We start from the raw sequence: 22,831 nt of genomic DNA on the forward strand, positions 1-22,831 counted from the left end.
AGTTTGCTCCTTTCCAAAATAACATACGGTGAAATGAGAACTTAGCCCTTGACGGCGCCCATCGCAATGCCCTGAGTGAAGTATTTCTGGAATGCCAGGAACACGGCAATGATGGGGATGGCGGCCAGCGCGGCGCCCGCCATGATCAGGCCGTAGTCGTTGGACATTTCTGCCTGGATCTTGGCAATGCCCAGCGAGATGGTCAGGCTCTTGGTAGAGTTCAGCATGATCAACTGCAGGAAGTAGTCGTTCCAGCTGTTGATGAAGGTGAAGATGGCCAGCGCACCGATGCCGGGGGTGACCATGGGCAGCACCACGCTGACGAAGGTGCGGATCTCGCCGGCGCCGTCGATACGGGCGGCCTCGATCATCTCACCGGGGATGGTCTCGCTGAACTGCTTCATCAGGAAGATGCCGAAGGGCCAGCCTACGGTGGGCAGAATGACGGCCCACAGGCTGTCGTGCAGGCCCAAGAAGCTCATCTCTTTGAGCAGGGGGATCAGAATGACCTGCTTGGGCAGTGCCATGGCGCAGATCATGATGCTGAAGATCAGCGCCCGGCCGGGGAACCGCTTTTTGGCCAGCACGTAGCCCGCCATGGCGGCGGTGATGCAGGTCAGGGCCATGGCCGCCACGGCCATCAGCACGGTGTTGCCCAGCCACAGCAGGGCGGGGTTGTCAAACAGGCGCTGGTAGTTGTCCAGCGTGGGAGCGGTGGGGAACCAGACCGGCGGGTTGGCGTTGACCGCTACCCGGTCCTTGAAAGAACCGGTGACGATCCAGTACAGCGGGAACATGAAGAAGAGGGCCAGCAATGCCAGAATAATGTCCACGATCACCTTGCCGGGGGTGAGCTTTTTGCTTTGTACGGTAGTTTCCATAAAGTTGCGCACCTCCTCAATCGCCGGAGCCGGAACCGGCTACCTTGAACTGGATGGCCGACAGCACCGCGATGATCAAGGCCAAAATCACGCCCATGGCGTCACCGTAGCCGTAATCGTTGAGCTTGAAGGCCTGATAGTAGATGTAGTACATGATGGTATCGGTGGCGTGGTTGGGACCGCCGCTGGTCAACAACTGGATCAGCGCGTAGCACTGGAAGGTGTTGATGGTGGTGATGACCAAAATGTACAGCGTGGTGGGCATGATCTGGGGCCACTTGATGTGCCAGAACACTTGGAAGTTGTTGGCGCCGTCCACCTCGGCGGCATCGATGAGGGAGGGGTCCACGTTGCCCAGCGCGGCAATGTACAAGACGATGGGCTGGCCGATGGAGGTGGTGAAGAGGATCAGGATGATGCAGGCCAGTGCGAACCGTTCGTCACCCAACCAACTGATGTTCTGGTCGATGACGCCGGTGGCGCTGAGCACATAGTTGATCAGGCCGGTGTACTTGTTGAACATCCACTTCCAAACCACGGCTACCGCCACGGTGCCGGTGACCACCGGCAGGTAGAAGATGCAGCGGAAGAAGCTGCGCTTGAAGGCGCTGAACTTGTAGACCACCGAGCTGACCCACAGCGAGAAGGCGGTGACGCTGGGCACCGCCACGATGACCAGAATGAAGGTGTTTTTCAGGGCCTTCAGGAAGGTGGGGTCCTGGAACATCTTGATGTACTGGGCAAATCCCACAAAGGTCAGGGGCTTGCCCATGCGGTAGTCGAAGAAGCTGGTGACCAGACACATGACCATGGGCACCACGACAAAAAGAACAAAGAAGAACAGGGCGGGCAGCAAGAAGAGGTAGGCGGCCAGAGTCTGCTGGCGCACCAATGCCGAGTTGCGGAAGGTGCCCTTGTTGTAGGTCAGCACCTCGCCGCCGGCAGCGGGCTTCGCCTTGGTTTTCGAGGCCATAGAAGGCCCTCCTTTCCGATACAGGGGCAGCGAAGCGGGCCGCGGGACCCGGTTTGCTGCGGGAAGGGGTGTTTTTGCCAAAAGGAGGCCCCCGCTCCATCGTTTTGAGGGAACGGGGGCGCTCACTCCTTTCTGAAAAAGCCGTTCAGCCGATCACCGGGCGGCCGCGTGCCGCGCCGGTGGCAGTGGTGGGGGGCTGAACTTACGCGGCGGCAGCAGCCAGCGCGTCGTTGCTGGTGGTGGTGTAGGTGGCTACGGCGTCATCCACACTGGTGCCGGTGAAGATCTGCTGCAGCATGTTCCACCAAGCGGTGCGCTGCTCGGCCCAGCCGGCGGTGACGGGGTAGTAGTCGCCCAGATACTGCATGAAGCTGGAGAACTGCGCCATACGGTCGGCGTCCTCGGTGCCGGTGTAAACATCACCGAAAGAGGCACGGACGGGGAAGAAGCCGGTCAGACGGACGCTCTCGGGACCCTGCTCGGGATCGTCGCAGAGGAACTTGATGAACTCTTTGGCGGCAGCGGCCTTGTTGTCGTCGCCGTTGTCAAAGATGCCGAAGCCCCAGATGCCGCCGCACAGCTCAGGCACGCCGTCGTCAGAGGGGAAGGCAACCGCCATCGGGGTGAAGGTGACGGAGGAAGCGTACTGCGCCTGATTGGAGGCGTTCCAGCACAGCGTCATGGCCACGGTGCCGTTGGCGAAGAGCTGCAGCTCGTCAGAAGCCTGGGCAGCGGCGTCGTAGCTGATCAGGCCCTCGTTGGCCCAATCCACCAGCTGCTGCAAAGCCTTCTTGTTGGCGTCGCTGTCGGTGGTGTAAGCGGTGTGGTCAGCGTTGGTGAACTGGCCGCTGTACAGGTTGTTGACCAGCGCGCGGGTGCCCTGGTCGCCGCCCTGACCGCCGCAGTAAACGATGGCGGTGGTGTCCACGCCGTTGTCCTTCAAAGCCTGCAGGGCCTTCTCGAAGTTCTCGGTGGTCCAAGTGCCGTCTTCGTTGATGTACTGCAGCGCACCGGCCTCTTCAAACATCTCTTTGTTGATGGCCATGGTGTGGGTGGTCATGCACAGGGGGTATTCATAGTAGCTGCCGTCGGCGCCCTTGCAGGCGTTGACCACGGCCTGACTCACGGCCGAGATGTCCGCCACGGCGTCCTCAGTCCACAGGTCGCTCAGGTCCAGCATCTTGCCCTTGGCGCCCCAGTTGGAAACCAGACGCTCGGGACCTTCCATGACGATGTCGGGGGTGGTGCCGGCCTCGATGGCGGCGGTAACCTGATCGTCACCGTTGGTGTAGTCCAGATATTCCACCGTGACGTTGATGCCGGGGTGGGTCTCTTGGAACTTGGCGATCATGTTGTTCACCGTCTCGGCGTCGCCGAACTGGCCGATGGGATAGGTCCACATCGTGATGTCGGCGGAGAGGCTGTCCCCGGAGGTTTCACCGGTGGCAGCAGCCGAAGAGGTGCTCTCGGCGGATTCCGACGCGGTGGAGCTGGAAGCGCCGCCGCAGCCTGCCAGCAGGCCGGCGGTCATGCCCGCGGCCAGAAGCAAAGACAACTGCTTTTTCATGTTTTTCTCCTTTGTGTTTGACGGGTGGTGGGGGCGGATACGCTCCGTCCCGCTTGATAATTTCCATTTTAGAAAAATATTTTCCATTTGTCCAGATGTATTTTCACCAATGTTTTGCCGAGTTTCTGGTGGTAATGCACAAAAACAACGAGTTTTCCACGATGTTGCAGCAATAAATTGACAAAGAAAGCAAGAACTGTATAAGGAGAGCTTGCGAAAAAGTTTTTTGCGTGTCAAAAAAAGTGAAAAGGATTTGCATTTTGCCGGGGCTTTCCCGGCGTCTAAGCCGGGGCACACCGAAAGCGGACGGTGGCTGCCCACCCCAAGAAAGAAAACAGCAAAGTGAGGTTTTTTTCGATTTTCTGTACATTCTGTACAAAGTTCACCCGCCAAATGTAGGAAAAATCCACACTTGTCAAGCCTTGTTTTTTCTTTTATACTAGTGTTAGAAAAAAAGTTTTATTTTTGCGCCGGGCAACACCGGCGTTTGAGAAAAAAGGAGTGCCCCCCATGAATTCCTGCAATTTCTGGGAACTGCTGCGTTCACAGTATAGTGAATTGACCCGTTCGGGGCGGCGTGTGGCCGATTATCTGACCCAACACGCCGAGGAAGCCCAGTATCTGTCCATCTCGTCGCTGGCGGCAGCCTGCGGCGTGGCCGAAGCCACCATCTTCCGGTTCTGCCGCTCGCTGGGGTTTGACGGCTATAATGAAATGAAGATCTCTTTGGCTCAGGCCAACGCTCTGCCCACCGCGGCGGGGGCCAACAAGCTGGAACCCGGCACCGACACCGCTACCCTGTGTACCCATGCCAGTGCCGTGGCGCTGGAAGCCATCAACGGCACCCGCTCGGTGCTGGACCCCGACGCCATCGACGCCGCCGCCACCCTGCTGCAGCGGGCCCGGCAGGTGTTCTGCTTCGGGCAGGGGGGCAGCCAGATCTTGGCCAACGATATCTGGGCCCGGTTTGCCATTGTGTCCACCAAATTCCGCACCGCCGGTGACAGCCATATGCAGACCTTGGCCGCCAGCCTGATGGTGCCCGAGGATGTGGTGCTCTTCATCTCCTACTCCGGTTCCACCCGGGATATGATGGAAACGCTGCGCATCGTCAAGGGCAACGGGGCCAAGGTCATCCTGCTGACCCACTACGCCGACGCTCCCGGCACGGCGCTGGCCGACGTGGTGCTGCTCTGCGGTGCCAAGGAAAGTCCGCTGGACAGCGGCAGCATCGCCGCCAAGATCGCGGTGCTTTTTGTGGCCGAAGTGTTGGTGCTGCGCTACACGCTGGACAATCAGGAACTGGCCGCCATTGCTCGGGAACGCACCAGCAAGGCGCTGGCTCCCAAACTGCTGTGATACCGGTACCGTACCAAAACAAAAAACGGGCGTGCTCCTATTGGGGGCACGCCCGTTTGGCTTTGGTTCAGGCCGTTTGGGGTGTGGGGGTGGTGCGCAGCCGGCGCAGCTCGGCCCGCATCGTCAGCGCCGAGGTCACAAAGGCGATGAAATCCGCCACCGGCGTGGCGAAAAGCAGCCCGTCCAACCCCCAGAAGAGGGGCAGGATCAGCAGCAGCGGCACCAAGAAAAAGACCTGCCGGGTCAGGGCTAGCAGCAGACCCCGGATGGGTTTGCCGATGGCCGCAAAGAAGTTGGAGGAGAGGAGCTGCACGCAGTTGACCACCACCATGAATAGGTAGGTGCGCATGAATTTGACGGCAAATTCAAAATAGAGGTGGTCGCCGGTGCCGAACAGGGACACGATCTGTTTGGGAAAAAGCTGGAACGCCGCAAACCCCACGGCAGAGATGGCCAGCGCCAGCTTGACAGCCAGCAGATAGATGCCCCGGACCCGGTCATACTTGCCGGCGCCGTAGTTGAAGCTGATGATGGGCTGGGTCCCTTGGGAGATACCCACGATGATGGCCAGCAGGATGGCGTTGATCTTGATAACGATGCCGCTGGTGGCCAGCGGAATCTCGCTGCCGTAGATGGTTTGGGCGCCGTAGTAGGTCAGCGAGTTGTTCAGAACGATCTGCACAAAGGTAATGGCCAGTTGGTTCATGCTGTTGCTCAACCCCAGCGAGGCGATGCGGCGCCACAGGGCAGGCTGGGGCCGGAAATCGCTGCGCTGCAGGTGGATGTTGTGGAAGCGGGGCAGATAGGCCACCGCCATAGCGGCGGAGGCAGCCTGCCCGATGACGGTGGCCCAAGCGGCGCCGGCCACGCCCCAGTGGCAGACAAAGATAAAGACGGGGTCAAGGATGGTGTTGAGGATAGCGCCCAGCAGCATGCAGGCCATGGAATACCGGGGACTGCCGTCCGCCCGGGCCAGATTGCTGATGGCGTTGGTCAAGATCAGCAGCGGCATGCCCACGGCGGTGATGCGGGTGTACTGCAAGGCGTAGGGCATTACGCTGTCGGTGGCGCCGAAAAGCCGCAGCAGTTGGGGCAAAAACAGCTCTACCAGAACCATATAGAGAAGGCCCAGCACCACCATCATGGTTACGGCAGCGGCCACCACCCGGCGGGCCAAATCGGCCTTGCCGGCCCCCAGATTCAGGTTGAAGCCTGCGGCGCTGCCAATGCCGATGAGCAGCGCAATGGACATGCAGATGGTGGTCAGCGGGTAAGCTACGTTGGTGGCGGCGTTGCCCAGATACCCCACGCCCTGTCCGATAAAGATCTGGTCTACGATATTGTACAGCGAGCTGACCAGCATGGCCAGAATGCTGGGTACGGCAAAGGATGCCAGCAGTTGGGGCAGCGGTTTGACGCCCAGCGGGTCTTTATTCGGCATGGTCGGGGTCCTCCTCTCGGTTCGATTCCACCGCGCGCAGGGCGGCGGTGCGCAGTGCCTGTTCTACCTCCGCCCGGGTATCCGGCGCTAGGTCAGCCAGCATGCGCTCCTGCCAAAGGCGGCGCAGCCGGGTGATTTTCGGGAAGATGTCCAGCGCTTTCTGGGTGGGATAGATGCAGAACGTCCGCCGGTTTTTGCTGTTGCTGCGGCGCTCCAGCAAGCCCTGCTTTTCCAGCGCTACAAGGGCCCGCGTTACATTGCTGGGATTGACGTAAAAAATCTGGAAAAACCGGTCCTGTGTCAGCCCGGGATGGGTGCAGACCTCCACCACATACATGTATTGGCTGGCGTTCAGGCCGTAAGGCGCCAACTCCCGGTCCATATGCAGCGCCGTTTGCCGCGCTGTAATGGAAACCCATTTGATAAAATCGTCCATGAAAAAAGCTCCTTTCTCTGTCTAGCAGTATACACCCAACTGTTTGCGCACGCAAGCAGAAATTTGCACGCGCAAACAGTTTTGGGTCTGGGGTGCTGGTTGTGGGCTGCCTGTCGTGGTATAATGGAACCGGCAGCCGGAAGGGTTGTACTTTTGTGGAAGGGAAGCGTTTTCCCATGTGGCTTGTCTTTGCGGTGGGGTCGTCGGTGTTTGCGGCCCTGACCTCGATTTTGGCTAAAATCGGTATCGAAGGGGTCGACTCCAATCTGGCCACGGCGGTGCGCACCACCGTGGTGCTGGCCATGGCTTGGGGCATGGTGTTTCTTACCGGTGCCCAAGGGGGGCTGGGGCAGATCAGCCGCCGCAGTTGGCTGTTCCTGATTCTGTCGGGGCTGGCCACCGGGGCGTCGTGGCTGTGCTACTACCGGGCTCTGCAGCTCGGCCCCGCCAGCAAGGTGGTACCCATCGATAAACTCAGCGTGGTCATCACGTTGGTGCTGGCGGCGCTGCTCCTCCATGAGCAGGTCACCCCCAAGTCGGCCTTGGGATGCCTGCTTCTTGGTGCGGGCACCCTGCTGATGGTACTGTAACACAGAAAAAACGGGAACGCCCTGTGGGGGTGTTCCCGTTTTTGGTTGTGGGCAAAGGGGTTCAGCACCGGATGGCGACTTTGATGACGCCGTCCCGACGGTTTTCAAATAGGTCGTAGGCCGCCGCAATGTCCTTCAGGTCGTAGGTATGGGTGATCAGCGGGGTGGTGTCCAGCTTGCACGCGGCGATCAGGTCCAGCGTTTCCCGGCAATGGCAGCCATCCACGCCGCCGGTCTTGAAGGTCAAATTCTTGCCGTACATGTCGGGCAGGGGCAAGATCTGGGGTGTGTCGTAAAGGGCCACCACCGTCACGATGGCATTGGGCCGGGCGCACTGCCAGGCCAGCCGGAACGTCTCGTCGCTGCCTGCCACTTCCAGCACGGCGTCGGCACCGCCGTGGTCGCTGTGGGCGGCCACAAAGGCGGGCAGGTCCTCGGGCGGGGCGGTGAGCACCCCGGGATGGTGAGCCTCCACAAAGGCGCGGCGGGCGGGGTCTTTGTCACAGACGATGACCCGTTTGGGACCATAGAGCAGCACGCATTGCAGGGTACACAGCCCGGTAGGGCCGGCCCCCAAAATCAGGACGGTGTCCTCGGGGGTGATCTCGCTGATTTGCGCCGCCCAGTAGCCGGTGGCCAGTACGTCCCCCACCAGAAGGGCCTGCTCGTCGGTGACGGAAGAGGGAATGGGGGTCAGCCCTTGGTCGGCGTAGGGCACCCGCACATACTCGGCCTGACCGCCGTCGATGCGGCAGCCCAGCGCCCAGCCGCCCTCGGGGTCGGTGCAGTTGTTCACCCAGCCGTGGCGGCAGAAAAAGCAGTCGCCGCAGAAGGTCTCCACGTTCACGGCCACCCGGTCGCCGGGGCGGACCGCAGTCACCGCTGCGCCCACCTGCTCCACGATGCCCACCATCTCGTGGCCCACCGTGATGCCCGGCACCGCCCGGGGCACCGAGCCGTGTTTGATGTGCAGATCACTGGTGCAGATGCTGCCCAGCGTCACCTTGACGATGGCGTCCCGGTCGTTCTGCAAAACGGGTTTGGGTTTGTCCTGCAAGGCAAAGGTGCCCTGCGCTACATAGGTATATGCCAGCATGCCAGATGCCTCCTTTTTCAGTATCCTACCACAGGGCCGCGGCAAAAGCCAGAGGCCCCGCAAAAAAATCCCCCTGCCGCAGCAGGGGGATTTGGGTCATACAGAGGTCACTTCGTGGTCTTGCCGGCGGCGGTGCACATCGGCCCGCAGCAGCCGGTAGAGGGTGGCGGTCACCGGCACGGCCAGCAGCATGCCGGCAATGCCGCCGATGCCGCCGCCCACCGTGACGGCGGTCAGCACCCAAATGCCGGGCAGGCCGATGGAGGTGCCCACCACACGGGGGTAGATCAGGTTGCCTTCCAACTGCTGCAGGATGGCGATAAACACCAAGAAGCCCAAGGCTTGCAGCGGGTTGACGGTCAAAATCATGAAAGCGCCCACCGCAGCGCCCAAGTAAGCGCCCACCACGGGCAGCAGGGCGGTAGCCCCCACCAGCGTGCCGATCATGGTGGCGTAGGGCAGCCGGAAGAGCCACATGCCCAGCGTGCAGAGCACCCCGATGACGATGGCCTCGGTGAACTGCCCCACAAAGAATTTGGTAAAGGTGTCGTGGGCGGTGGCCAGCACGTACCACAGCGTGCGGCACACGCGGGGCGGCAGGTAGGTTTCGGCCACGGCGTGGAACTGGCGGCCCAGCCGCTCCTTACCCGCCAGCAGATAGAGGGCGAAGATCACCGCAATGACCACCTGCATGACGATGCCGCCCAAACTGCTGAGCAGCCCGAAAGCCGACGTGAACATATTGCCCACCCCGGAGGTGAGATAGGTGGTGGCCTTTTGCAGCAGGTCCGGCCAATTCAAGTTGAGGGAGCGCAGCCAAGCTTCCAACTGGGGCAGGGTGACGTCCAGCGAATCCAACCAAGCGAGGAACTCGTTGACGGCAGGGGGCACATTGATGAGCATGACCCGGAAGGCATCCACCAACTGGGGAATGATGATGCCGAAGAGCAGGGTGATGACCAGCAGAATGCCCACCAGCGCACCGGTGATGCTCAACGCCCGGCGGACGGGGTACAGTTTGGACTGGGGATCGCGCAGCGGCGGCAGGCTTTCCAGCTTTGCCACCAGAATATTCAGCACATAGGCTACGCCGCAGCCCAGCAGCAGCGGCACCAGCAGCGAAAAGAGCAGCCGGATGCCGCCCAGCTGAGCATCGCTGTATTTCAGTGCCAGCAGAACCACCGCCACAGCGGCCAGATACAGCCAAGGTTTTTTGTTTTGCATGAAAGGTTCCTTTCTGTAACAGCAGGGTATACCACTACTATACTCTATGATGGGGTTCGGCGCAAGGGACAATCCGAGAGAAGTGTAGAAAAGCAGCCCCGCCGTAAAGCGGGGCTGCAAAGCACAAGGCTCAGTTGCTGGCGTGGGTGGCGGCGTAGGTCCATGGTCCGCTGGGCATGCTGCCCTTGAAGGTGATCTCCCGCGGGGCTGCGGGTTCCTGCGTAAAGATGGCGACCCAGTCGTATTCGTCAAAGAAAAATTCCACCAAGCGGGTGGCCGACGTCTGGCCGCTGTCCGCAAAGGGCATCGCCACCTCCTCCCAAGTCTGGCCGCAGTCCTCGGTGGCAAAGACGTGGGGCCAAGGGCTGCCGCTGCCGCTTTCCATCGAGGCAAGGCCGGCGGCGCCGTCGTAAAAAATCAGGCCGTTCAGGGGGCGCAGGCTGTCGTTCTGGGGCGCGGGGGTGTTCACGGCGGACCAACTGACGCCCCCATCCGCCGAGGTGTAGATGCCGACCTGAATTTCACCGCTTTCCCGGTCCTGCGTGCTCACCGCGGCAAAGCCTAGCCCCCGGCCGGTAAAGCTCAAGCAGAGGTCGGTCACTTCGGCTTGGCTGGCGCCCTCGGTCAGCGAGGCGGCCTGCCAAGTCTGGCCTTGGTCGGTGGTGGTGTAGGCCCATACCTGCCCATCCGCCCGGGTCAGGAAGGCCGCTACATCCCAGCGCAGCACCAGCGGTTCCAAGTCCGCTTCGCTCTCGATGCCGTAGTACTGGCACTGGGCGGCGGTCAGCGCCTGCTGGACGCTGATGCCGTCGTCCCATGTGAAAAAGACGCCGTTCTCGTTCACGCAGACGTCGATGGTATCGGTGAAGACGGGCGGGGCGGTGTCTGTCTCCGGGGCGGCGGGGGCGGTGCAGGCATACAGGGGAATGCACAGCCCGTTTTTGTCCAGCGTCACGGGGCAGAGCAGCAGCACCGGGCCGTCACTGTCAGTGTTGGGGAGGGGCCGAGTATCGGGGGTCAGGGTCCACTGGGGCAGGCCCCGGTCGTCACAGAGGGCCAGCCCCAGCCCGTCAAACTGCTGCCACTGGTGATAGACCGATTCCCCGTCTTGGGTGAACAGGTGGTAACACTGGCCTTCCTCGTCCCAGCGCAGCGTGATGCCCGCGTCGGACAGCTCCAGATACTGCTGCCACCGGCCGGTGGGCGGGTCGGGGTCCAGCCGGGGGGGCTGCCCGTCGGTGCCGTCCAGCAGTTCCACCCGGATGTTGCCGTCGGTGGTCTGGTAGGTCACGGCGCAGCAGGCGTCGGACTGCCACTGGAGTTTCAGGTCCCCCACGGCGGGGTAGGGGAAGGGGGCTTGCCCGGGCAGGGAGAATTGGCCGGTGTGACGGTTGTAGGCCAGCGCAATGTGGGCCCCGCTGGCTGAATCGGGAATTTGGATTAGCTGGAAACCCTGCCCCACCATCCCCAAAAACTGGCTGTTCAGGAAAAGCAGACCGGCGGCCGCCAGCAAGCAGAAGACGAAGCCCCACCGGGGGCGCAGCCGCCGATGGCTCAGGCGGCAGACGGCCCGGGGCGCGGCCTGCCGCAGCCGGTAGAAGAGCGCCTCGCCGCCCATGGGGCAGGCGGCGTCGGGTAGGGGGAGGGCTTGCAGCTTGTCCTTTTTCCAGACCAGCACGGTCCAACCCGGAAAGCGCTGCACCAACGCCAAGTCGGCCAAGGGCAGGTCCCGGACGCCGTAGGAATCCTTCCAATGCAGATGGGGGGGTCAGCACCGCCCCGCCAAAGCGACGGAGCTGCCGCCGGATCCGCCAAGCCGACCGGGTGCCTGTCAGCCCGGCCAGAACCAGCAGATACCCCACAAAACTTCCCAGACAGGCGGGCAGCAGGGCGGTGTCGGTGCCGGTCAGAAGCATCCCCATTGCCCCGGCCAGACCACCCAGCAGCAGGGAAAACCCTGCCGCCCACAGCAGACGGCGGGCGGCCCGCCGCCCCGGCAGGGCACAGATGCCCAGCAGAGCGCTTCGCAGCGCCTGCCGGAAAAAGACCCAGCGCCGGGTGTAAGCCCCCGGTGGCAGCCGGGCCCAGATCTCGGCGGGTGCGGCCCCGGGAACCGAGGCGGGTTCCGGCGCGTCGGTTGGATACCGGGCGTGGGGGCGGTTCTCCGGCTGGGGATGCACTTCCTGCATGACGATTCCTCCCTTTTTCTTTTATCCTACACCCGACAGGCGGGGAAAACAAGAGACGGCGGTGCCAAGCACCGCCGTCCCACCGGTCTGTCAGGAGACAGAACGCACTTCTTTCAGGAGCCACGGCCCGTCGAAAGAATCGGCGGCCAGCACGATCTCCTGCTGTTCGTTGGCGCTCTGGGCCAGCGTTACCTCCCAATGGTCATCCCCCAAGTCGGTGATGCCGGTGACCCGGCCCGGGGCGTACACCCCCTGCCCGATGAGGGAAGACAGCTCGTCGTCGCTCAGGTCATCCCACGGCAGGATGGGCTCCTGCCAAGAACGGCCGCCGTCCGGCGTCAGGAAAAGCCGCGGCCAGTCCGATTCGTTGGGGGAGTGGGTGGTGGCGGCCCCGGCATTTTCGCTGCAGAACACCATGCCGGTAAATCCGTCGGTGTTGCCCACCTTGCCGGGCAGCAGTTGGTCCTCCCAGGTAAGGCCGTCGTCGTGGGTGGTGTAGAACTCGGCCATCATGCCGGTACCCATCGACCAGCCGGTACTGGCGACAAACCACCCGAAAGAATCGTCGAGGAAGTGCATCTCCATATAACTGATGGGGTGCACGTCGGTGAAGTCCGCCAGAGGGATGGTCTGCCAATTCTGGCCCTTGTCATGGGTCAGATGCAGCGTGACGCTCTGGCCGTTTTTCAACTCGCTCACCGTCAAAAAGGCGGCCATCGTATCGGTCATCGTGCAGGAGTTCATGTCGGCGGCGGTCTCCACCCCTTCGCCGCCGCCCATCGCCTTGCTGTACGTGGCGCCGCCGTCCCAAGTAAAGTACACCCCGTCCTCCCGCACGGTGTAGTCCTGTTCGTCCGAGAAGGTGGGCGGCGTGGTTTCCAGCGCTTGCAGCTTTTCTTCTTCCTCCACGCTGGGCAGACCCATCGCCTCGCGGAAATCCCGCTCCTGTTCCTCCTCGCTGTAATAGTGCAGCGTCACGGCCTCGGTGGGTTCCATCGACACCGGGCAGACGATCAGCGAACCGGAAGGGTCTATCCCTTCCTCGGCGTCGTAGTCCCGGCCCAGCACCACCGTCCAGTGGGGCAGACCTTCCTCATCGCACAGGGCCACTCCCAGCGTGCCGAACTGGACGGTCTGACGGTACACTTGGCTGTAATCCGACCCGGAGAAATCCGACAAAATGTGAATGTCCGCTGAACCGGAATCCTTGCGCAGCGTCACCCCGGGGGAAAGGGCGTTCTCATACTGCCGCCATGTGCCGGTAAGCAGAGGCTCTACATAATAGTAGCTGTACCCGCTGCCCCGGTCCCCGTAGGTGGCCAGATAGACATGGGTGGAGCCATCGGTGGTCTGGTAGGTGACGGCACAGCAGTCACCGGTCATCCACTGCTTTTTCATCCGCCCTACCACCGGGTAGGGGAAGGTGTGGCCGCTGTGTACGTCAGTGACGATGCCGGTCTCAGGGTCCCGGCGGAGCATCAGCACGGTGCCGGTAGGGGAAATCGTCCCCGCTAAACCCAGCGCCGGGGCCAAGGCAAAGGCAAAAAGGGCAAGGCCCACCACGGCCAACCCGGCCACCTTGACTGGCCGGTGCATCCGCGGGGTGCGGGCGGTGCCAAACCGGCAGACCGCCGGAACCAACTGGTGCAGATAGCGCTGCAAGGCGTCGGCAGAGTCGGTACAGGCGGCGTCGGGCACCACCAAGGCCAGAGGCAGGGGGCGGCGGTTCCACACCAGTACGGTGCAGCCCCGGTACCGCCGGACCAGCGCCAGTTCCACCAGCGGCAGTTGGGTGCCGTCCTCTTGCAGGACCACGTCTTTATACAAGGTACAGGCCGGGCGGCGGCACAAATTGTTCCAAAGCCCAACGGAGAGCCGCAGCCCCAGCAGGGATTCCGCCCACAGGACCAGCCCCGCAGTCAGCAGCACAAGGGGCTGCAGGGAGGTGGTGTCGGTAAAAAAGTTGTGGAACGCGCCGTAGGTCCCCGCAAGCAGGGCTGCCGTCCCCGCCAAGGCCAACAGCAGCCGCACCAGACGCTGGCTGGGCAGTTTGCGGCAGCTCAGCACCGCGGCGGCCCATTCCTGCCGGGTGGGCTGCATCCGGGGCAGATCCGCCAGAGCTTCACCCATGTCCGACGCGGTCTCCTCGGGGGAAAGGGCCTCTTCGGGGGCGTCGGCGCCATCCATCGGCTCTTCTTCGGGGGTGGGGGACAGCGGGGCGGTTTCCCCCGCCAGCAATTCATCCACCGTGATCCCCAGCGCAGCGGCTAAGGCGGGCAGCAGGGCAATGTCCGGCAACCCTTGGCCGGTCTCCCACTTGCTCACGGCCCGGTTGGTCATCCCCAGCTCGGCGGCCAACTGCTGTTGGGTCAGCCCCCGCGCCCGCCGCGACGCAGCGATCAACGCGCCGATCTTTTTGGCATCCATCGTCGGTTCCTCCTTTGTTTGCTGCTTTTCAGTCTACACCTCGGCGGGTGGATTTGCAAGGAACGGGAGGTGGACGGTCTCCACGCAGCGTGGAACTGGTGGAAAAAACGCCGATTCTACGCGGAAGAAGCCCGGCTTCCCCATGGCTCGTTGGCGGAATTGCCCAAATACATCCGGCAAAAATACAGCAATTTGCCGAAAACACGTTCCATGGGCAAAAAGAGTTGACTTCCCCGCCGCAGTGTGCTATTCTTTTCACAGATAAGCGAGCAGCCGAAAAGGGCTCTGTTGGATTGTTACCGGTAAAGCGGGCTAGACCAACTCCGTTAAGATCTTCTTCTGTATACAGGAATGGGATTTGATGGGGCTGGTTATTTTTTTGCCCGCCCCGGCGGAAAGGGGGCAACGGAATGCGCATCAAAAAGGTCATCAACAACAACATTCTTTGCGTGATCGACGAAAAAGGCAACGAGATGATCGTCACCGGCAGAGGGTTGGGGTTTGGCCGAAAGGTGGCGCAGTTCGTGGACCCTGCCGGGGTGGAAAAGGTCTACCGCATGGAGGATAAGTCCGGTCAGCGGCGCCTGCGGGAACTGGTGGAGCAGATCCCGCTGGAACATCTGGACCTGACGGAAGAGATGATCGCCGAGATCAAGGCGGCCATCCCCCAGCCCTTGAACGAGAGCTTGCTCATCACCTTGGCGGACCACATCAGTTTTGCCATCCAGCGCAAAGCGCAGGGCGTCGAGTTCAAAAACCCCTTGGCGGGCAGCATTTTGTGTTACTACCCCACCGAATACCAGTTGGGGCAGCGCTGTGTGGCGCTGGTCAAGGAGCGGTTCGGTGTGGAGCTGAACCCCGACGAAGCGGCTTTTATTGCGCTGCACATCGTCAACGCCGAGCTCAACACCAATATGAGCGAGATGTACGACATCACCCGCCTTATCGAGGGGGTCATTCAGGTGGTGGAGTACTACTACCGGGACTTGGGCGCCTTTGACCGGGAATCCCTGACCTTTCACCGGTTTGTGGTGCATCTGCGGTACTTTGCCCAGCGGTTGTTCCAAGGCAAGATGATGACCGACTCGGACAACGAGAGCGATGTGGCATTCCGGGCGCTGATCGCCCGCAACTGCCAGCGGCATTACAAATGCGCCCAGTGTGTGGCGGAATACATCCAGAACACCTGGCACCAGACCCTTTCGCAGGAGGAATTGATTTATCTGACCATCCACCTCAAGCGGGTGGCGGGGGACCTGAAAGAGGTTGCCCCCTAACATTGCTCACAATTTATGGATAGTTACTGCACCGCTGCTGTGTAGGCTAGACCTGTATGACTTCGCCGCCATCGGTGCGGGGAGGTCGTATGGGTCTGTTTTTATATATATCCCAATTTTGTCCTATCGGAATGAGGAGGAAAATCTGTATGAAAGACAAAATCTTTGGCGTTTTGCAGCGGGTGGGCCGCTCCTTTATGCTGCCCATCGCGCTGCTGCCGGTAGCCGGCTTGCTGCTGGGCATCGGCAGTTCCTTCACCAACGAAACCATGCTGGAAGCCTACGGCCTTACCGGGCTGATCCATCCGGGCACGCCGATCTACACCGTGCTGGACATCATGAACCAGTGCGGCAGCGCCGTCTTTAACAACTTGGCGCTGCTCTTCGCCATGGGCGTGGCCATCGGTATGGCCAAAAAGGAAAAGGAAGTCGCCGCCCTGTCCGGCGCCATTGCCTACTTGGTCATGAACACCGCCATCAGCGCCATGATCAACGCTGCCGGCGGCGTGGAGGCCATGGCGGCCAACACCACCACCTCCATGCTGGGCATCACCACCCTGCAGATGGGCGTGTTCGGCGGCATCATCGTAGGTCTGGGCGTGGCGGCGCTCCACAACCGCTTCTATAAGATCCAACTGCCGCAGGTGCTCTCCTTTTTCGGCGGCACCCGCTTTGTGCCCATCGTCTGTACCGCCGTCTATCTGGTGGTAGGCATCGTCATGTTCTACGTCTGGCCGGTGGTTCAGACCGGCATCGGTATGCTGGGCAATCTGGTGCTGGGCTCCGGCTACATCGGCACCTGGCTCTACGGCCTTATCGAGCGCGCCCTCATCCCCTTCGGCCTGCACCATGTATTCTACATGCCCTTCTGGCAGACGGCTGTGGGCGGCACCGCCGTCATCGACGGCGTCACCGTACAGGGCGCCCAGAACATCTTCTTTGCCGAGCTGGCCTCCAAGGCAACCACCGAGTTCTCGGTTTCTGCCACCCGGTTTATGGCCGGTAAGTTCCCGCTCATGATCTTCGGTCTGCCCGGTGCTGCTCTTGCCATGTACCGCGCTGCCCGTCCCGAAAAACGCAAGGTCGTGGCCGGTTTGCTCCTCTCTGCCGCGCTGACCTCGATGCTCACCGGTATCACCGAGCCGCTGGAATTTACCTTCCTGTTCGTGGCCCCCGTGATACATGCTCATGCACATCTTTAACGTGGGCGTCGGCATGACCTTCTCCGGCGGTCTGATCGACCTGACCCTCTTCGGCATCCTGCAAGGCAACGCCAAGACCCACTGGATCTGGGTGGTCATCGTGGGTGTCTTCTACTTCGTGCTGTACTACTTCACCTTCTACTTCATGATCACCAAAATGAACCTCAAGACCCCCGGCCGGGAGGAAGACGGCGAGGAAGCCAAGCTCTACACCCGTGCCGACTTTAAAGAAAAGACCGGCGTAGGCCCCGACGCCGCCGGTGCCAAGAGCAGCGATGCGGTTTCGGCCCTGATCCTGCAAGGTTTGGGCGGCAAGGCCAACCTCTCCGACGTGGACTGCTGCGCCACCCGTCTGCGGGTGACCGTGGTGGATGCCGACAAGGTCAACGATGCCATGCTGCGCCAGAGCGGCGCCTCCGGTGTGGTGCATAAGGGCAACGGCATTCAGGTCATCTATGGACCGCAGGTAGCGGTCATCAAGTCCAACCTTGTGGACTATATGGAAAGCCCGGCTTCCGATGCTCCGGCAGCGGTGGAAGCTCCGGCAGCCCCGGCCCCTAAGGCCGAAACTCCCAAGGAAGCCGTCCCCGCCGAGACTTTCGGCGCCCATCTGGCGGGCACCGTGGTGGCCATGGCCGACGTGGAGGATGAAGCCTTTGCTTCCGGCGTGCTGGGGGACGGCGTGGCCGTCGAACCCACTGAGGGCAAACTCTATGCCCCGGCGGATGCTACGGTGGATAACCTCTTCGATACCCACCATGCCATCGGTCTGGTGACCGAGGGCGGCGCCGAGCTGCTGCTCCACATCGGCATCGACACCGTCAAGCTCAGCGGGCAGCATTTCACCGCCCATGTGAAGAACGGCCAGAAGGTCAAGAAGGGCGACCTGCTCATCAGCTTCGACGTCGACGCCATCAAGGCGGCGGGGTACAAAGTCACCACCCCGATGATCGTCTGCAACACCGAGCGGTATGCGGCGGTCAAGACGCTGGCCGAAGGCGAAGTCAAGCCCGGTCAGGACCTGCTGCGGGTGGAGTGATTCGGCCCGCAACGACCAGATAAAAAAGGAGCGTCCGCGTCAGCGGGCGCTCCCTTTTTTGCGGCGGGCGGCATTTCTTGATTTCTGCAGGGCAAAGTGCTACCATCATAGATGGATACGTTGGGGGCGCGTTCCCCCAGAAGAGAGGGCGAATGTATATGGAAAGTATGAAGTACAGCGAAACCGAATTTGCCGTGGCATTGGACCCCGCGCAGGTGGTGGCAGAAGTCCACGCCAACGCGGTGGATCTGCCCAAGCGGACGGTGCGGGAGCATATCGAGTATGCCTTGGACCATCCCATCGGGGCCGGTCCCATCGAGGAGGCCGTCCATCCGGGGGAAACGGTCTGCATCCTCATCTCGGACACCACCCGCCGGTGGCAGCAGCCCAGCACCTATCTGCCCGTTCTGGTGGAACGGCTCAACCGGGCCGGCATCCCCGACAAGGACATCCTCATCCTCTGCGCCACCGGCACCCATCGGGCCCAGACCGAGGAGGAGCATATCTCGCTGGTGGGGGAGGATCTCTACCGCCGTATCCGGTTCATCGACCATGATTGCGATGACAAGGAACACCTGACCTACATGGGTACCACCAGCCGGGGCACCCCGGTCTGGCTGGACAGCTATGCCATGGCCTGCGATAAGATCATCCTTACCGGCGGCGTGGTCTACCATTTCTTGGCGGGCTTCGGCGGCGGCCGCAAGTCCATCGTCCCGGGCATTGCCGGGCGGGAAACCATCAACACCAACCACAACAACGCCCTTAACCCCGGTCTGGGCAGCGGTTCCAACCCCAAGGCCTGCAACGGCAACATGACGGACAGCAACCCTTTCCACAGCGATTTGGTGGAATGTGCGGCCTTTGCCAAGCCCGCCTACCTGCTCAATGTTATTGTGGATGACAACTACCAGATCGTGGGTGCCTTTGCCGGCGACTGGCAAAAGGCCCATGCTGCGGCGGCACAGGTGGTGGAACAGTTGGACGGCGTGCCCATTCCCCGCCGCACTCCGCTGGTCATCGCCAGTGCTGGCGGCTACCCCAAGGACATCAACCTCTACCAGACCTCCAAGACCCTTTCCAACGCCTTGGCGGCGGTGGCTCCCGGCGGCACGATGATCCTGCTCTCCCAGTGCCGGGAGGGCTTCGGCGACCCCGACTGCGAGGCCCAGATCTGCAACTTTGACTCGATGGAAGCACGGGAGAAAGCCCTTCGCGCCGACTTCTCCATCGGTGGGTTTGTGGGCTTCCTCTTTGCCGAGACAGCAGAAAACTACCATCTGATCCTCGTCACCGACCTGCCTGCCGACCGGTTTGCCCACACCAAGATACAGGTGGCCAAGACGCTGGACGAGGCGCTGGCGCTGGCCGCCCAGAGCAACGGCGGCAGCCTGAACGGGGTGGAAACCACCCTCATGCCTCACGGCGGCAGCACCTTCCCGCTGCCGCAGGCGTAAATCGCAAACAGAACAAAGCCCCCGGCCGCGCATTTGCGCGGCCGGGGGCTTTTCTTCTGCCGGAGGTAAAAGGTTACAGGAACAGCTCGTTTTCCTTATGCCCGGCGCAAAGGGGCGCCAGCCGGGCGGTCAGGGCCGCCAGCGCGTCGGGGTCGATCTGGCGGGCCTGCACCGGGCAAAGGGCCACGCACCGCATACAGCCGATGCACAGGTCGGCGTCGGTGCGGCGGGGGTCGGTGGCGTCGATGGCCCCCACGGGGCAGGCGGCGGCACAGCGGCCGCAGTCAATGCACCGTTTGGCTGTGTGGGGCACCATGCTGTGCACCGCCAGCGGCTTGTAGGGGCGGTTGCCGGGCAGGGCGGGGGCGGTGTCGTCCCCGGCGCGGAGCTTGGCCTCGATCTTTTCCCAAAAAGTATGCAGTTCGGCTTTGTCCGCTGCATCGGGACGCCCCGCGGCGTAAGTCCGGGCGATGGAATGCTCGGCCAGTGCGGCTATCCCCGCCGCTGCCCGGAATCCGGCGGCCTCGGCCAGATCAGCCAGTTCCACCAGTGTATCCTCGTAGGCGCGGTTGCCGTATACACAGACCAGCACCGCCCGGGCGCCGCCACCCTGCACCTCTGCCAGCCGCGCTGCGGCGGTCTTGGGCACCCGGCCCGCGTAGGACGGTACCGCGATCACGGCCACGTCCTCGGCGGTCAGGGCCACGGCGGAAAAATCCCTGCTGCGGTCGGTCAGGTCCACGATCTGGCCGTCGGTCAAAGCGTTGGCGACGGCGGCGGTGCCGCCGGTGGGGCTGAAAAGCAGTTTGTAAACCATACCATGCTACCTTCTTTTTTGGATAAGATACCTGTATCATACAAAACTCCCGGGGTTTTGTACAGCCCCCGGAGCAAAATCGCATATTTTATGAACAAACATCGCATGAAATGTAAACATTAGCACTCTAGGCTTGACAGTGCTAATTTTCCGGTGCTATAATAAAGGCGTTCCAAGGGAACAGGGGCGAACGAAAGCGAAACCCCCGAACCCCTGAAAGGCCAAATCAAAAGTCCGACGCCGAAAAAAGAACCGGCAGCCGACAAGAATTGGAGGAATGACTTATGATGATGGTGCCTTATATGTTTCATGATGCTTTGCTGGACGATTGGTTCCAGAATGATTGGGATCGCGACTTTGACCGTATGATGCAGGCGGCGGATCCCCGCCGTATGTTTGGCAAACGGAGCGCGAATGTGATGAAGACCGATGTGCGGGAAACCGAAACCGGCTATGACGTTTTCGTGGACCTGCCGGGCTTCAAGAAGGAAGACGTGAAGCTGGATCTGCAGAACGGCTACCTGACCATTACGGCGAACCGCAGCGCCGACCATGACGAGAAGGATGGCGAAGGCCACTACATCCGTCAGGAACGGTACACCGGTTCCTGCGCCCGCAGCTTCTATGTGGGCGAAGAGATCAAGCCCGAGGATGTGAAGGCCAGCTTCAAGGATGGTATCTTGGAGTTGAGCCTGCCCAAGGCGGAGGCCAAGAAGCTGCCGGACAGACAGCCCAACCAGATCGAGATCCTGTAAGCTGCAAAGCGAGGGGACCGTCCCGTAAGGGGCGGTCCCCTTTTTGTGTGTTGATTCTCCCAGCAGAGGTTGGTCCCGACTGCGTTGGCCGCTTTTTCCACTTTACAAAAATTATCATTGACATTTTTCGGACGATATGGTACGATAACCACGATTTTGAAAGACGAATCGTGTAGGAGTTTTTCAAAGCAATTTACCTAGGACCGCCCATCAGGGGCTAAGGCCATACGGACAGCCGGGTCCACTGCCGATCGGCAACTTGGGTTGCCTTATTGATTGAGTTAAAAGCTCAAATTTTATAAGTTGGTTCCTTTATAACCAGAAATTGTGTGCCCCGCACGCAGACTTGTGAAACGGTCAATAAGAGTAGTAAAAGTAGAATTGCTATATAGACTCTGGACACGATACGCCTATATACATTGTCGCCGCCTTGCCCTTGTTATGTCGAAGGGTAGGGCGCTTTGCGGCGAAATAGGTCGAAGGCAACGCAAGTCTGCACCCGGTGGTGCGGCTTGCGTTTTTGGTTGTACAGGAACCACGGGACGGAGGAAAAGATGAACGGGAATTTCAACCGCACCCGTCTGGACCAGCGCCGCGCGCCGATCCACGAGGCGTTGGAAAACTTCCGCCGCATGCGGGTGGTGCCCTTTGACGTACCCGGCCACAAGCGCGGGCGGGGCAACCCCGAACTGACGGCCTTTTTGGGCCAGCAGTGTGTGGGCGTGGATGTGAACAGCATGAAGCCGCTGGACAATCTCTGCCATCCGGTGTCGGTCATTCGGGAAGCCGAGGAACTGGCCGCCGACGCTTTCGGTGCGGCCCATGCCTTTTTGATGGTGGGCGGCACCACCAGCTCGGTGCAGAGCATGGTGCTCACCGCCTGCAAGCGGGGGGACGAGATCATTCTGCCCCGCAACGTCCACCGCAGCGTGCTGAACGCCTTGGTGCTTTGCGGCGCCGTGCCGGTCTACGTCAACCCCGAGGTGGACCAGCGGCTGGGCATCTCGCTGGGTATGCGGCGGGAACAGGTGGCCAAGGCGATTGCCGAGCACCCCAATGCGGTGGCGGTGCTGGTCAATAACCCCACCTACTACGGCATCTGCAGCGACCTGCGGGCCATCGTGCGGATGGCCCACGACGCGGGCATGCTCTGCCTTGCCGACGAGGCTCATGGCACCCACTTCTATTTTGGCGGCGGATTGCCGGTGTCGGCCATGGCCGCCGGCGCCGATATGGCCGCCGTGTCGATGCACAAAAGCGGCGGCAGCCTGACCCAGTCCAGCCTGCTGCTCTGCGGGCCCAACGTCCATGCAGGTTATGTGCGGCAGATCATCAACCTGACCCAAACTACCTCGGGCAGCTACCTGCTCATGTCCAGTCTGGATATTTCCCGGCGCAACTTGGCGCTGCGGGGGCGGCAGGTCTTCCATCAGGTGGCCGATATGGCCGAGTATGCCCGGGAAGAGATCAACGCCATCGGCGGGTACTATGCCTTCGGCAAAGAACTGTGCAACGGCGATTCCATCTTTGACTTCGACACCACCAAGCTCAGCATTCATACCCGGGACATCGGGTTGGCGGGCATCGAGGTCTATGACATCCTGCGGGATGAGTACGATATCCAGATCGAATTCGGCGACATCGGCAACATTCTGGCCTACCTGTCTATGGGCGACCGCCCGCAGGAACTGGAGCGGCTGGTCAGCGCCTTGGCCGAGATCAAGCGCCGCTACCACACCGACGGCACCGGGCTGCTGAATCAGGAATACATCGACCCCGAGGTAGTGGCCAGCCCCCAGCAGGCCTTCTACGCCGACAAGGTCAGCCTGCCCCTGCGGGAAACCGAGGGCCGGGTCTGCAGCGAATTCGTCATGTGCTATCCCCCGGGCATTCCCATCTTGGCGCCGGGCGAGCGCATCACCGGCGAAATTCTGGATTACATCGAGTACGCCAAGTCCAAGGGCTGCAGCATGACGGGACCGGAAGACCCCGACATCTTGCGCCTCAACGTCTTGGCCTGACAAGGAGGGAACCTCTATGGAAATGTGGTTTTCGGAATTTCATACCCCCGATGTGAAGCACAGCATCCGGGTGGACCGGC

Annotated in this window: 17 protein-coding genes and 1 pseudogene; 8 read left to right on the forward strand and 10 right to left on the reverse strand. The window is 61.5% G+C overall.

Going from position 1 to position 22,831, the window contains the following annotated elements; genetic code table 11:
* Positions 1–41: 41 nt before the first annotated feature.
* From Q0526_RS05110 to Q0526_RS05120, 3 genes are all read right to left on the reverse strand, one after another.
* A complete protein-coding gene (locus Q0526_RS05110) occupies positions 42–881 on the reverse strand; it encodes a carbohydrate ABC transporter permease (protein WP_298731380.1) in 840 nt (279 codons plus the stop codon).
* Positions 882–897: 16 nt separating this feature from the next.
* A complete protein-coding gene (locus Q0526_RS05115; protein ID WP_298731381.1) occupies positions 898–1,854 on the reverse strand; it encodes a sugar ABC transporter permease in 957 nt (318 codons plus the stop codon).
* Between the two features lie 202 nt (positions 1,855–2,056).
* On the reverse strand, positions 2,057–3,421 hold the full coding sequence (locus Q0526_RS05120; RefSeq protein WP_298731382.1) for an extracellular solute-binding protein: 1,365 nt from the start codon (positions 3,419–3,421) through the stop codon (positions 2,057–2,059).
* A 510-nt stretch (positions 3,422–3,931) separates the two neighbouring features.
* Between Q0526_RS05120 and Q0526_RS05125 the strand changes: the two genes are divergently transcribed.
* A complete protein-coding gene (locus Q0526_RS05125; RefSeq protein ID WP_298731383.1) occupies positions 3,932–4,780 on the forward strand; it encodes a MurR/RpiR family transcriptional regulator in 849 nt (282 codons plus the stop codon).
* 67 nt (positions 4,781–4,847) lie between these two features.
* Here the strand turns inward: Q0526_RS05125 and Q0526_RS05130 are convergent, their stop codons facing one another.
* Together Q0526_RS05130 and Q0526_RS05135 are read right to left on the reverse strand one after the other, a co-directional pair.
* Positions 4,848–6,221 carry an MATE family efflux transporter gene (locus Q0526_RS05130; RefSeq protein WP_298731384.1) on the reverse strand — a complete coding sequence of 458 codons (1,374 nt, stop codon included), beginning with the start codon at positions 6,219–6,221 and terminating at the stop codon, positions 4,848–4,850.
* Positions 6,211–6,657, reverse strand: a complete 447-nt coding sequence (locus Q0526_RS05135; RefSeq protein WP_298731385.1) for a MarR family transcriptional regulator — start codon at positions 6,655–6,657, stop codon at positions 6,211–6,213. Before Q0526_RS05135 ends, Q0526_RS05130 begins: the two co-directional genes overlap by 11 nt.
* 176 nt (positions 6,658–6,833) lie before the next feature.
* Here Q0526_RS05135 and Q0526_RS05140 point away from each other — a divergent pair, with 176 nt between their 5' ends.
* Positions 6,834–7,247 (forward strand): EamA family transporter, encoded by a 414-nt coding sequence (locus Q0526_RS05140; protein WP_298731386.1) that lies wholly within the window; start codon positions 6,834–6,836, stop codon positions 7,245–7,247.
* 61 nt (positions 7,248–7,308) lie between these two features.
* Here the strand turns inward: Q0526_RS05140 and Q0526_RS05145 are convergent, their stop codons facing one another.
* The 3 genes from Q0526_RS05145 to Q0526_RS05155 all read right to left on the reverse strand — a co-directional run bounded on the left by Q0526_RS05145 (position 7,309) and on the right by Q0526_RS05155 (position 11,287).
* Complete coding sequence (locus tag Q0526_RS05145; protein WP_298731387.1) at positions 7,309–8,343, reverse strand: alcohol dehydrogenase; 1,035 nt, start codon at positions 8,341–8,343, stop codon at positions 7,309–7,311.
* 96 nt (positions 8,344–8,439) lie between these two features.
* The gene (locus tag Q0526_RS05150) at positions 8,440–9,567 is read right to left on the reverse strand and encodes an AI-2E family transporter (protein WP_298731388.1); all 1,128 of its coding nucleotides are present in this window, start codon (positions 9,565–9,567) and stop codon (positions 8,440–8,442) included.
* A 130-nt stretch (positions 9,568–9,697) separates the two neighbouring features.
* Positions 9,698–11,287, reverse strand: coding sequence for a hypothetical protein (locus tag Q0526_RS05155; RefSeq protein WP_298731389.1), 1,590 nt, complete (start codon positions 11,285–11,287; stop codon positions 9,698–9,700).
* A gap of 179 nt (positions 11,288–11,466) precedes the next feature.
* Between Q0526_RS05155 and Q0526_RS05160 the strand changes: the two genes are divergently transcribed.
* Positions 11,467–11,631: a hypothetical protein gene (locus tag Q0526_RS05160; protein WP_298731390.1), complete on the forward strand. Its 165-nt coding sequence runs from the start codon at positions 11,467–11,469 to the stop codon at positions 11,629–11,631.
* Positions 11,632–11,846: 215 nt separating this feature from the next.
* Here the strand turns inward: Q0526_RS05160 and Q0526_RS05165 are convergent, their stop codons facing one another.
* On the reverse strand, positions 11,847–14,183 hold the full coding sequence (locus tag Q0526_RS05165; protein ID WP_298731391.1) for a helix-turn-helix domain-containing protein: 2,337 nt from the start codon (positions 14,181–14,183) through the stop codon (positions 11,847–11,849).
* A gap of 410 nt (positions 14,184–14,593) precedes the next feature.
* On the opposite strand from Q0526_RS05165, the gene licT reads away from it, so the two are divergent.
* From licT to larA, 3 genes and pseudogenes are all read left to right on the forward strand, one after another.
* Complete coding sequence (licT, locus tag Q0526_RS05170) at positions 14,594–15,460, forward strand: BglG family transcription antiterminator LicT (RefSeq protein ID WP_298731392.1); 867 nt, start codon at positions 14,594–14,596, stop codon at positions 15,458–15,460.
* A 149-nt stretch (positions 15,461–15,609) separates the two neighbouring features.
* Positions 15,610–17,701 (forward strand): annotated as a pseudogene (locus Q0526_RS05175) (glucose PTS transporter subunit IIA).
* Between the two features lie 158 nt (positions 17,702–17,859).
* A complete protein-coding gene (gene larA, locus Q0526_RS05180; RefSeq protein WP_298731393.1) occupies positions 17,860–19,158 on the forward strand; it encodes a nickel-dependent lactate racemase in 1,299 nt (432 codons plus the stop codon).
* Between the two features lie 73 nt (positions 19,159–19,231).
* Here the strand turns inward: larA and Q0526_RS05185 are convergent, their stop codons facing one another.
* A complete protein-coding gene (locus Q0526_RS05185) occupies positions 19,232–19,975 on the reverse strand; it encodes a 4Fe-4S binding protein (RefSeq protein WP_298731394.1) in 744 nt (247 codons plus the stop codon).
* A gap of 287 nt (positions 19,976–20,262) precedes the next feature.
* Here Q0526_RS05185 and Q0526_RS05190 point away from each other — a divergent pair, with 287 nt between their 5' ends.
* On the forward strand, positions 20,263–20,730 hold the full coding sequence (locus Q0526_RS05190) for an Hsp20/alpha crystallin family protein (RefSeq protein WP_298731396.1): 468 nt from the start codon (positions 20,263–20,265) through the stop codon (positions 20,728–20,730).
* A 554-nt stretch (positions 20,731–21,284) separates the two neighbouring features.
* A complete protein-coding gene (locus tag Q0526_RS05195) occupies positions 21,285–22,751 on the forward strand; it encodes an aminotransferase class V-fold PLP-dependent enzyme (protein WP_298731395.1) in 1,467 nt (488 codons plus the stop codon).
* Positions 22,752–22,831 lie beyond the last annotated feature (80 nt).

The organism is uncultured Subdoligranulum sp., assembly GCF_937890665.1.